Genomic DNA, 12735 nt, shown 5'->3' on the forward strand with positions numbered 1-12735 from the left:
TTGTACAGTGGGGGAGAGCAGAAGCAAATGATGTTTCTGCTTTTTCCTGACAGATTTAGAAGGAGGAGTATATGCTGAAGCTAAGTAGTAAAAAGAAAAATGCTTGCCTGGCACTTGCCGTTGCCGCGACAATTTTAGGCGGCGGTACTGTTTTTGCAGAGGAAACTGCTAATTACACTAGTACTATTACCGGTGATTCGGATTTCGATTTTGCCTATCTAGATATAATTGATGATAACGGAGTATATAAATTTACCAAGGATACTCAAATCACTCATAAACAATATGGCGTTGAGCTGATGAATGACGCAAAAATAGATGCATCTGGTAAAACACTGACCTTTAATATTAAGGATGCAACGATTAACGGCGCGGGTATTAAAATTGATGATGCTAATACCTTGTCTGTTAAGGCTAATACCGTAAAAATGAACCTGACCAATAAGAGCGGTGTTACGCTTAATTCTGACGGCTTGCAGGGTGTAAGAATTACTAATTTAAATGCTAAGCTGACTGTTGATGGTAATATGGATATTACCGCTGATGGTACAACTAATACTATTGGTATTTATAACAGAGGCAACGTTGTTGTTAATGGCGATGTAAAGCTGAATATCGAAGGCCATGAAGGTGGTACTGACATTTATGGTGCCAGCGGCCTTTATGCTACAAGCAGCATGAAATCAACCAAGGGCGGCACTATTACCGTTAACGGTAATGTTGACTTCCAGGGCAATGCCAATGGTATTGTAGCTAACAGCGGTGGCGCTGTAGTTAATGTTAAGGGCGGCAATATTACTATTAACAAGAATCAGACTCTTGATTACGCTGCTATCTATGCAATGGACGGCGTTGTCAATATGAACGTTCTTAAAGATGAGGATGGCAATGTTATTGGTGCGGATAGCAATGATGTAAATATCAAGGGTAACGTGGGACTGCATACTGGCGCAGTAAATGCTGCTGATATTCATGGCACCAAGAGTGAGCTGAACCTTGCTTTGACTACTGATAAATCCAGCCTTACTGGTGTTGTGTATAACCAATATGGCAAAAATGGTGTAACTGCCGGTACTTCCAATGAGCTGACCTTTACAGGCAGTGCGAACCTGTGGCTGCAAAACGGTGCAACCTGGAACAATGAGAAGTGGGGCAAGACTGATAGAAATTTCCAAGGAAGTTATGTAACTAACTTTGTTGGTGGTGCAAGTGATGCAAAGGCTGGCAACATCTTCCAAAATGATAAGAAAACGCTGACTATTGGTAATTACAGCGGTAATACCAACATCTTCTATGCACATACCGGCAATGGCGAAGCAACTAATAACTACGCAGCAGGCGACACTGTTATCAACAGTGCGGCAGCAGGCTCTGTAGTATCCCTGATTACTGATAATACCGGTGTTGCCATGGGTAATGCTGACAGCGTAGCTAACGTGCTGAATGCTTTAGCAGGCAAGCTGACCTACAGCAACTTTACCAAGGATGAAGAAAACCTGAAGGGTTATGTAAAGATTGCCAGCGGTCTGACTGCAGGTAGTGCTGCTATTCAGACTGGCGACATCGCCTTCAATAAGGCAGATGGCAAGGGCACCTATGCAAAATCCGACGAAAATCCTATCGTTCCCTCTAAGACAGAGTTTACCACTACCTTGACTGGCGATAAGGATAAAGATACTGAGTACGCAGGTAATATTAACGGCGATGGCGCTTATACCTTCAGCAATGATTCAACGATTACTCTGGCAAGTCCTGAGAACAATGCAGGTGCGATTACTGCTGAGCGTGATTTGACTATTGAAGCTGTCAAAGACCTGAAGCTGAAGGTTAATGGCTCAAATGAAAATAGCTATGGCCTTGTACAGGATGCAGGTAAAAATGTTGTTATCAACGCAGAAAATCTGCATGTTGATATTACTAACAATAAGGGCAGAGCTGATGCGATTCATGTTAACGGCAGCTCCAATGGTGAGCGCGGTTCCGTTACTCTTAATGGCAACCTGAACATGAAAGCAACCCATGATATAAGTGCAGACGTTGGCGGCGCCTATACTTTGGGTGCTTACACATACCAGGCTGATATAGTGATTAACGGTAACGTTACCTCTGCAATTGATGCAGGTGATGGTGTTAATGCCTATTACGGCGCATCACATCTGTATGCTTCCGGTGCAACCGGCGAGCAAAACGAAGGCTATAAGGCAGGCACGCTTACTGTCAATGGTAATGTTGACCTGAGCGGTACTGCACAGGGACTGTTTGCTAACATTGGCGGTGCTGTTGTTACAGTTAACGGTGGCGGTAAGATTATTCTTGATGCAAAGGCTGCTAAGAGCAATGGTTATGCAGCTATCCGTGCTGAGGACTCTACTGCTAACATGAACGTTAAGCTGGATGCTGCAGGCAATGCTACTGGCGGCCTGGGTAACGATGTTGTAATCAAAGGCAACGTAGCTGCCAGCGTTGGTGCAGTCAATAGCATTGATAAAAATGGTACAATGACCAGAGTTAATCTGGCACTTGATACAGAAAAATCCTCTTTGCAGGGTGCCATAGTTAACGGTTTCGACAGAGAAGATGGCACAACTGGTATTGATACTGAAGCAGATGAGGGCGGAAGCGTAAGCAAGCACTTTACCGGTGAAAACAACTTGTGGCTGCAGAATGGTGCAACTTGGACTAATGAGCTTTATGGAAAATTGAAGTTCTTTAAGGATGATAAATATAAGACTCCTTTCATGGGCAGCCATGTAACCAACTTTACTGGTGGTGCAAGTGATGCTAAAGCAGGCAATATCTTCCAAAATGATAGAAGAACGCTGACCATCGACAATTACAGCGGCAATACCAATATCTTCTACGCACACAACGGCAACGGTGAAGCAGCTGACGACTACGCAGCAGGCGACACCATTATCAAGCATGCAGAAAAAGATGCTGCCGTAACATTGATTACCGATAACACTGGTGTCAGCATGGACAGCGAAGACAGCGTTACAAACGTGCTGAATGCCTTGGCTGGCAAGCTGACCTACAGCAATTTCACCACCGATGAAAACAATCTGCATGGTTATGTGAAGATTGCTGACGGTCTGACTGCAAGCAGCGCTGCTTTGAAGACTGGCGACATCACCTTCAATAAGGAAGATGGCAAGGGCACCTATGTTAAGCCTGAAGCACCTGTAATTCCGCCTAAAACAGAATTCACCACTACTCTGACCGGTGATATTGAAGCAGATACTGAATATGCAGGCAATATCCAGGATGGTAAGTACGTTTTTGCTGCAGATACTACTGTGAAAGCAGACGCTAATTCCGCAGTTGATGCAAAAGCACCGCTTACCATCGAAGCAGGCAATAACAAGCTTGTTTTGACTGCTAAGAAGGGCAGCTTTAGTGAAGTTGTTGCAGCATTTAATCATGATGTTGCAGGTACAACTAAAATTACTGCCGGTGAGCTTGTAATCGGTGTACCCGTGGAAGCATACGACCGTTCCGGCCTTGTTGTGAAGAACGGCAACGTTGATATCACAGCAGCTACTACCACCGTTCATGCTCATTCTGATGCAACTAATCCTGCCTATGGCATTTTAGCGCAAAATAATGGCAGCCGTGTGGATATTCACGGTGACCTTAAGCTGGCAAATGACAGCTTTGGTCCTACCCATGGCCTTTGGGCCGAGGATGCAAAGGATTGGGGTGGCAAAGCATCTGTCATCAACGTAGATGGTAAGGTTGATATCAACCTGAAAAATGGTAATGCACTGACTGCTATCAGAACCGGTTCTACCGTTACTGTCGGTGGCGGTAATATTCAGATTGCTAAGGACGACAACAAGGAAAACTATGCACTGAAGGCTGATGGCGGTAATGTCAACGTAAATATGAAGGCTAACAAGCTTTCTGCCGGCAAAACTACTACAGTAATCAAAGGCAATGCAATTGCTTATAGCGAAAAGGCTAACTCTAATTATGACTATCCTGATCGAGACAGTGTTATCAATATAGGCTTGTCTGATAAGGATTCTTCCTGGACCGGTGTTGCGTTTTCTAAAGACCTTGGTACAACTGGTAATCCTTATAAGGGTATCATTAATCTTTATGTTTCCAACGATGCAACCTGGAACAATGAAGCATGGGGCAAAACCAACGATTCTTTTGCTGGAAGCCATGTAGCTAAATTCATTGGCGGTAACAGCGAAGCAGCAGCAGGTAACATCTTCCAGAAGGACAGCAACAACCTGACCATTGATCTTTATCGTGGTAACACCAATATCTTCTATGCACATGAAGGCAATGGCGAAGCATCTGGCAACTACGCAGCAGGCGACACCATTATTACAGGTGCTGTAGATGGTTCTGTTGTTAACCTGATTACCGATAACACCGGTATTGCTATGGACAACGAGGAAAGTGTTGCTAATGTGTTGAATGCTTTGGCAGGCAAGCTTACATATAGCAATTATACTGAAGGCGAAAGAAATCTGACCGGTTATGCAAAAATTGCTGATGGCCTGACTGCAAGCAGCCAAACCTTAAAATCTGATACCATTAAATTTAATAAGGATACCGGTAAGGGTGGAACTAAAGAGGATGGTTCCGGTCCTGACGAGGGTGATACCAAGAACATTTTCACCGATTTTATCAGCGGTGAGAAACAGGGTGCATATAGCAGCGTACAGCAAGACGACCGCTCCTATGTATTTACTGAAGATACAACCATTAAGATTAACCAGATGACCTTTAAGGAAAAGGATCCGAACTGGGATACTGGCTTTATCATCAGCGGTGCTGCTGTGCAAAATGGCAAGGACGTTAAGGATCTGGTGATTAAGGCTGAGGATAAGACTCTGAAGCTGAAAGTAGCTCTGGACAGCCAGACTATTCCGCCTGACCCGAATGCAGGTATTCTGAATAACAGAATTCCGCTGCGCGGCATCGATAACAGCATTGCAGGCAGCACAACAACAATTACTGCAGGCACTTTGGATATTGATATTAACAATACCTATTCCCGTGTATTGAGCAGTGGCAACCCGATGATCGGCGCAGGCAGCGTAGCAGCTATTTACGTTAACAGCACCGGCGAGAAGGCTGCAGTAACTGTTAACGGCAATACTGTTATCAAAGCTCATGGCTATAATAACGTATATGGCGTTAACGCTAACGGCAATGCCGAAATCAAGCTGCATGGAGACCTGACCATGGCTAAGGACGGCGACAAGTGGGCTATTGAAAACGTTATCGATGGCAAAAACACTACTACTCTGGGTGAATCCTCCTGGAGAAACATTGCCGGTATCAACGCTCACGGTGCAGGTGCCAGCGTAGTTGTTGATGGCAAGACTACCATTGCAGCTCACGGCTCTGGTGCTGTAGCAGCAGATGGTGCTACTGTAACTCTGGGTGCAGCTGATATCGAAATTATGAATAACAGCGATGAAAAGGGCTATGCTTACCATGCTGTTGGTGCAGCTTTGGGTACCGTTAATGTAGGTGACGAGGGCAAAACTGTTACTCTTAAAGGTAATGCAGGCATCTTCGGCAAGCAGGGACAGGATAAAACTTTTGCCAGCGACAGCAAAGAATCCGTTGTTAACCTCAAGCTGACTACCGAAGATTCTGCTTGGAACGGCGTTGCTTATAAGCACTTTACTGATGAAGAAAAAGCAAATGGCTATGGTGGTTCCATTAATCTGACTCTGTCCAACGGTGCATCCTGGACTAATGAAAAATATGGTCACACCTATGGTAATGAAGAGTGGGAAAAATACAGATTCACTGGCAGTGAAATTGCAAGCTTCGTTGGTGGTGTAAGCGATGCTAAAGCAGGCAATATCTTCCAAAAGGACAGCAACGCGCTGACTATCGATAGCTATAGCGGCAACACCAACATCTACTATGCACACACCGGCAACGGCGAAGCAGCAGAAAACTACGTAGCAGGTGATACCATTATTAAGCATGCGGCAGAAGGCTCTGTAGTATCCATGATTACCGACAACACCGGTATTGCAATGGACAACAAGGACAGCGTTAACAACGTACTGAACGCACTGGCAGGCAAGCTGACTTACAGCAACTTTGTAAACGGTGAGAAGAACCTGACAGGTTTTGTGAAGATTGCTGATGGCCTGACTGCAAGCAGTAAAGCAATGCAGACCGGCAACATTGCTTTCAGCACTGAAGACGGTAAAGGCAGCCTGAAGAAGGAAGATATTAAACCTGAACCTCCGACACCTCCGACACCGACCTATCCTGAGGATCAGAAGGCTGACAAGTTCAACCAGGGCATCACCGGCAATGACGAAAAATATAAAGAGGAAGGCGTACTGAAGGAAGACGGCTCTTATGTCTTCACCAAGAACCCGACTTCTATCGAAGTTGAAAAGGGCGCAGCAGTTGGTGCAACCGATAAAGATATCGTAATCGACACCACCAAGGCTAAGCTGGTGCTGAAGGGCGAAACTGGCATCAAGGCTGACGGTGCAGATGTTAATGTTAAGGGCAGCACTGATATCAGCGGTAAAGTAGGTATCGACGCAGTAAACGGCAATGTAACCCTGAACGGCAGCACTGTTATCAGCGGTACTGATGCTGCAATCAATGCAGGCGAAGGCGCTAATGTAGATATCAACACCAACAACAGCGCTCTGAACATCAAGGGTGATATCAACGCCAACGGTGGTAACATTACCGTAGATAGCGGTAAAGCAACCGGCACTATTGAAAGTAACGTAACTGCAAGCAACGGTGGCAATGTTGAAATCAGCCTGAACGACAAGAACTCCACTCTGACCGGCGCTTATAATGTTGATGCTGACAGCAGCATCGTAATGAACATTGCTAACGGTTCAACCTGGAACCTGACTGATGACGAGGACGAAGCTTCAGGTATGTCCCTGATGAGAATGGCTAAGGCTCCGGCAGCTACCGCAAAAGGCCTGACACTCAATGGTGGCAAAACAGAGGCTGAAACCGGTTTCATTAATCTGCAAAAGAGAACTAAGGACGTCAAGATTGCTAATTACAGCGGTTGGGAAACCTTCATCTACAGTCATGAGGGTGCAGGCGATAAGGTTAGCGACTACAAGTCCGGCGATACCATTATCGACAAGGCAGCAAAAGGCTCCGGCGTAATCCTGTCCACCGACAACAGCGGCATTAACATGAAGGACAAGAATTCTGTAGAAGCAACCTTGAAGGCATTGGCACAGAAGGTTACCTACAACGATCACGAGGCTAACGGCGAGAACCTGACCGGTAAGGTACAGATTGCTGGTGGCCTGACAGCTTCCAGCAAATCCCAAAACATCGGTACTCTGCATTGGGATGAAAACGGCAAGGGCCAATATGATCTGGACAGTGTAAACTGGAATCAGATTATCGAAGGCGATTACGAAACCTTTGTCATGAAGGGCGTAAGAAGCGCAGCAACCACTTCCCTGCACACCTGGCGTGACAACATGCAGGACACCTACACCGGTGCAGACTTGGCTGATGAAGACGGTATGTTCGCCAAAGCATTGGGCGGCAAGACCAGCTCCGATGTAAGCGGCTTGAAGGACAGCAACACCTACTATGGTGTACAGGTTGGCTATGACAAGGCTGCAGCAAACGGCTGGCACACTGGCGTAGCGTTTGACTACCGCAATGGCGATTCCAACTACCTGCTGGGTGGCAATGGCGACAACCAGATGTACAGCCTGGGCGTATACGGCGTGAAGAACTATGAAAATAATGCTTACTTCCGTGTAGCAGCGAAGGTTGGCCGTGTTCAAAACGAATATGACGTATACAACGAAATCCGCAGCATGAAGCTCCATGGCGATTACAAAGCCAATGCTTACGGCCTGACTATGGAATATGGCAAGACCTTCGGTGATGAGGATACCTACTTCACTCCGAAAGCACAGCTGACCTGGTCTCAGGTAGGCGCCAAGGACTACACTGCATCTACTGGCAGCGCTGAAATGCAGATTTCTCAGGACAGCTATAGCAGCTTCGTAGGCAGACTGGGCTTTGAAGCAGGCATGAAGAGCGAAAAAGGTCGTTTGTATGCAGGCCTGTTCGCAGCGCATGAGTTTAATGGTGACATCAGCGCAAGCTACTTTGCAAACGATGGCGACAGAAAACACACCAGCTTCAATGGTGAAGAAACCTGGATGGAAATGAAGCTTGGTGGCAGCTATGACTTCAGCAAGACTGCACATCTGTATGCAGATATTGCTAAGGACTTTGGCGGCAACTTCGAACGCAAGTGGAAACTGAACGCAGGTCTTCGCTTCGAGTTCTAATCTTAATTTCAGCTCTCTCATTTTTTCATACTCCGCTGCGGCGCTGCTATGGCAACGCTGCAGCATCACTCCAAATAAACTCATAAACTTTCATAAAGCAAAACAGCTCCGGAATGCGTGGGTGCATTTCGGAGCTGTTTTGTTGTTGTTAAAGCTTAATTTGTTGCGATTTCTACTTTCTTGCCACTGAAGGCAATGCCGTATTTGTAAATAGTTTTGATGCTTTGCTTGCGTAGCTCTGTATCATATTTTTTGCTTTCAATCTGCGCTAAGGCGTTAGCTGCCAAAGCTTTCAGCTTTTCTTCCGTCGCATCCTTAGCAGCCTTGATTTCAATAATGATGCCTGGCATAGCAGCAGTTTTAGGCTGTAACTGGATATCATAGCGTCCTTCACCGCTTTCACGATTGGAGAGAAGGTAATAATCAGAAGAAAAAATAATACTCATGCCTAGAAGCAAACCGTGATAATAGTTTTCCTTCAAACCGTCGTAATAGCTTATGGATTCCATGAGAAATGTTTTTAAAGCTATTTTGAGGGAAGCAGTATTTTTAGTGACTAATGCTTGGTTAAGCGTGTGGACGATATTTTCTCCGATATGGTTACTTAATAGGGAGAGTATTTCATTGCAATAAACGCTTTGAACCTCTTTATTGGGAATAGCAAGCTGGCAGATATACGTACCTTGGTCATCTATAGTAGTGTTAACGGATTTTAGATAGCCTGTCATGAGCAGGAAGCTAAAAATGTTACTTTCCATGTCCTTTAGATTAGGATAAATGATATTTGTGTTGATTATGGAGTCTAAAGTAATACCATTTAATAATTCTCTTAAACTTTCACAGGTATCGGTGTTGAGGTTTTGCAATATCTCATGAATAACTGCATTACCAGAGGTCTGCACCCAATAGGGTAGAGCTGTACAGTTGTTGCCGAAATAGTACAATACAGACCAAGGATTATAAATTTCCGTATTGCCAAACTTATACCCATCGTACCATTGTTGAATTTCTGGGAGCTTATCAACAGCATGATAATAATCTGCCATAGTCTGTACTTCTTCGGCAGTAAAGCCGAAATAATTACTGAACTGAGTATCAAGAACTGAATATATACGAATATTATTCAGTCCGCTGAAAATACTTTCTTTGGCGATGCGCAAAATGCCTGTGAGAACTGCCAACGTAACATGGGGATTGTCTTTGAGTGCAGAGGAAAAAAGAATTCTGATAAACTCAACCACCTGCTGATAATAGCTATTGACATAGCCTTCCTGAATAGGTGTATCATATTCATCAATAATAATAATAGGCGCAAGCTTGTGATGTGCATGGAGCATTCTGCTGAGAGCGCCGAGACTGAAAAGATAATTGGCATCAGAGGCAGTGTCATTGACGATTTTTTGATAAAGGTTTGTGTCAGCCTTAGTGAGTTCAGTGCTTTTTTCTAGCTCTGGATGTCTGGCATATTCATTTCTGATGACTTCCTTTAACAGCTCTAAAGCAATTTCCCAATTAGAAAATTTAACGTCCTTTAGAGAAAGAAAAATAATAGGATATTTTCCCTGCTGACTTGTGTATTTTTCGCCTGCCTGCCAAATTTTTTTATCTTTGAAATATTTGCTGGTATCTTCAGGTGTCTTTTCAAAGAATGTGCGCAGCATGTCCATATTCAGCGTTTTGCCGAAACGTCTGGGGCGCGTGAAGAGGGTAATGACAGCGCGTTCGTCGAGAAGCTCTTTAATCAGAAGCGTTTTATCGACATAATAGTATTCCGTGCTTACGAGCTTGTAATTCGATGCGCCGATAGGCAAAGGTAATTTATTTTGCATGGAGTATAGCCTCCTCTCGTTCGTTATGCATATACATCGTAATTCGTATTTTCTTATATTATAGCATTTTTTCAAGGCTGTTAGTAGTAGATAGAAAATTTTCCTGAGCACGCATTAACACAAAACGAGATTTTTTAACAGCGAAAATCTACACAAAACGAGATTTTTTCTACGTCTATTTTAACACAAAACGAGATTTTTTAGCGTGCTAAAGTAATTTGCTACAAAAATCTTGATAGTAGAAGCACTATATGCAGCACTTTCCGAACTTTTAACAGCTCTAAAGCAATTTCACAATTAGAAAATTTAAGTGAATTACTTGACACTACTACTACTATATACTGTAAACTATCTTCTATATTATACACATTCAAGGAGGCTGATTATGTCGGAGCATTTATGCAACCTATCAACAGGCGATAAGGTTTACTTTTATGATAAAAGCATCGTCATCTATTTTCAGGGAGAACGCAAGGTATTAAGCACCTCGCTTTATAATGGCGGCTACCATGATGATTACACTGCCGTATATAATTATGATGCCAAGCAGGGAGCAGGTATGCCCTGCGAAATGCTGGCGGATACCTATGTGGAGCACATGCGCCTTGTATCCAAGCGCCTGTCGCTGGACCCGGACAAGGTGAGCGGCATGGGTACGGCGGCAAGCATGGAAAACGCTGTGGTAGAGACATTGAGTTTTAAGGAGCTGACGGTGACTGCTATTGTAACCGGTGGCATCGAAACAAATGGCGGGCGCGCAGGTGACCCTGCTGACTACTATAAGCCTATGCCTAAGCCGAAGTACGGAACAATCAACATTATGCTGCTTTTGGACTGCGATATGCCTGCTGGAACAATGGCGCGTGCCCTAGTGACCTGCACCGAGGCCAAGACTGCTGCCATTCAGGAGCTGCTGGAGGGCAGTAAATACTCTAATGGTATCGCTACCGGCTCCGGCACAGACCAGACGATTATTATTGCCAACAGCGAAAGCGAGCTGTATATGGAGGGCGCGGGTAAGCATTCCAAGTTGGGCGAGCTTATCGGCAAGACAGTGAAGAACGCAGTTAAAAAAGCGCTCGCCAAGCAGTCCGGACTGACTCCGGCGAAGCAGCACGATGTTTTCCGCCGCCTCAAGCGTTTTGACATCAAGGCGGGGGATATGTGGCAGTCCTACAGCGCGCAGGACGCAGTAGTAGTGAAGCCGGAATATCTGCTGGCAGCCGAAAAGCTGGCTAAAGAAGATATAATGCTGGTATATACTTCGTTGTATGCACACCTTCTGGATCAGCATTTGTGGGAGCTTATCAGCGCTAATGAAATGCAGCTGGCAGGGCAGAAGCTGCTGCAGGCTATTGCAGAACAATATAATGTTGAAGCTGAGATTATAAATGAAGGCACTTTGGCTTCTATGCTGGCCTCCTGGCAGCAGCAGTTTAACAAAATTATCGCCCAACGCTTGCATCAGACTGCAAAAGAGAGCTAGTTTCAGGTGAGAAAAATATAAATATGCACTTGACCTTATAGCAGCAATATAGTGTATATTATGGTTGTAATCAAAGGAAGCGAGGTGAATAATATGCATCCGAAATTTGAAATTCCGACTGATCCGCACGGCAAGCATCGTTATGAAAGCGCTATGAAGCACGTAGAGGCTGCTAAAAAGGCAGGTAAATCCAGCGACGAAATCCATGCTATCTTCAAAAAGGTAATGGAGTTCAACCCGATGGACATTGAGTCCATTCCGCAGGATGAAGCACATGCTAAGTATCGCACTGCCATGGTGCATATGAAAAAAGCACTGGAAAGCGGTAAGAGCGCAGACGAAGCGCATGAGGTTTTCCGCAAAATCATGAATGGCGAGACCAGCGGTCACTGCCACCACAAATAAGCACAAAAAAGAGCTGTCGCATCAGTCGATGCGGCAGCTTTTTACGTCAGTGAGGGCATATTCTTGTCTATAACCTTCAAAAAGATTTTATTGACGTATTGCTCACAGTCACAGGAGAACCAATGGTTTTCCAAGGGCAGAATATAGATATTGCCGACAGGCTCCAAATCATTGGCCTGCAAAAAGTGTTCGATACGCTTAGAAAGTTTTTCAGCGTTCTCGCAGAAGGTACCAGAAAAAATAATTTCCAGATACAGACCGGCAGGCAACGTCATTTTGATGGATTGCTTGTGCTTGGTTGCACTGGTAACGCAGGAAAAATATGCCTGTGAACGTTGAAATTCATGCTTTTTAAAAAAGCTTTCCTGGTCTAAAACCCAGCCTGCATGATTAGGCAGTGCTCCCTTGTGATGTGCGCGTCGCTGTCCGTGGCGGGCAAATTTAGTAATGCGGCTTTTCCCGTCATCACTTTCCGCAAGCGGCGTCAGGCGCAGGAGACGGTCATTTTGCCAGCTGAGAGTAAGATGACGGCAGGGGTTAAGCTCCTTTACATGCATATCGTCCTTGATGCGCTCGATGGTGTCGCAGATTTCCTGATTACTGCGGATAATGGCCTGACATTCCGCTGTTTTTTCCTGCAGCAGCTGCAGAAAATTTTCTTTGCTGCGGTTCTCCAAATATTTTTTGATATTGGCGATGCTGATATCCAGCGCACGCA

The 12735-nt window shown here is 44.9% G+C and carries 4 protein-coding genes and 1 pseudogene; 3 read left to right on the forward strand and 2 right to left on the reverse strand.

The window, feature by feature from the left end:
* Nucleotides 1-71: 71 nt before the first annotated feature.
* Nucleotides 72-8297: an autotransporter domain-containing protein gene (locus tag RDW05_RS06195; protein ID WP_307978242.1), complete on the forward strand. Its 8226-nt coding sequence runs from the start codon at nucleotides 72-74 to the stop codon at nucleotides 8295-8297.
* Nucleotides 8298-8452: 155 nt separating this feature from the next.
* On the opposite strand, the gene RDW05_RS06200 is transcribed toward RDW05_RS06195, so the two are convergent.
* Nucleotides 8453-10126 (reverse strand): AAA family ATPase, encoded by a 1674-nt coding sequence (locus tag RDW05_RS06200; protein ID WP_307978243.1) that lies wholly within the window; start codon nucleotides 10124-10126, stop codon nucleotides 8453-8455.
* Nucleotides 10127-10511: 385 nt separating this feature from the next.
* Between RDW05_RS06200 and RDW05_RS06205 the strand changes: the two genes are divergently transcribed.
* On the forward strand, nucleotides 10512-11612 hold the full coding sequence (locus RDW05_RS06205; protein ID WP_307978244.1) for an adenosylcobinamide amidohydrolase: 1101 nt from the start codon (nucleotides 10512-10514) through the stop codon (nucleotides 11610-11612).
* 60 nt (nucleotides 11613-11672) lie between these two features.
* Complete coding sequence (locus tag RDW05_RS06210) at nucleotides 11673-12017, forward strand: hypothetical protein (protein WP_307978245.1); 345 nt, start codon at nucleotides 11673-11675, stop codon at nucleotides 12015-12017.
* 41 nt (nucleotides 12018-12058) lie between these two features.
* Here the strand turns inward: RDW05_RS06210 and RDW05_RS06215 are convergent.
* Nucleotides 12059-12735 (reverse strand): annotated as a pseudogene (locus tag RDW05_RS06215) (hypothetical protein); the annotation flags it as partial.

Source organism: uncultured Phascolarctobacterium sp., from assembly GCF_902463975.1.
In the GTDB taxonomy this organism is placed as follows: Bacteria; Bacillota; Negativicutes; order Acidaminococcales; family Acidaminococcaceae; genus Phascolarctobacterium_A.

Bases quoted from the DNA above. Each gene is read 5' to 3' on its own strand.
- RDW05_RS06210 (WP_307978245.1), top strand. From the start codon at position 11,673: ATGGTTGTAATCAAAGGAAGCGAGGTGAATAATATGCATCCGAAATTT.
- RDW05_RS06205 (WP_307978244.1), top strand. From the start codon at position 10,512: ATGTCGGAGCATTTATGCAACCTATCAACAGGCGATAAGGTTTACTTT.
- RDW05_RS06200 (WP_307978243.1), bottom strand. From the start codon at position 10,126: ATGCAAAATAAATTACCTTTGCCTATCGGCGCATCGAATTACAAGCTC.
- RDW05_RS06195 (WP_307978242.1), top strand. From the start codon at position 72: ATGCTGAAGCTAAGTAGTAAAAAGAAAAATGCTTGCCTGGCACTTGCC.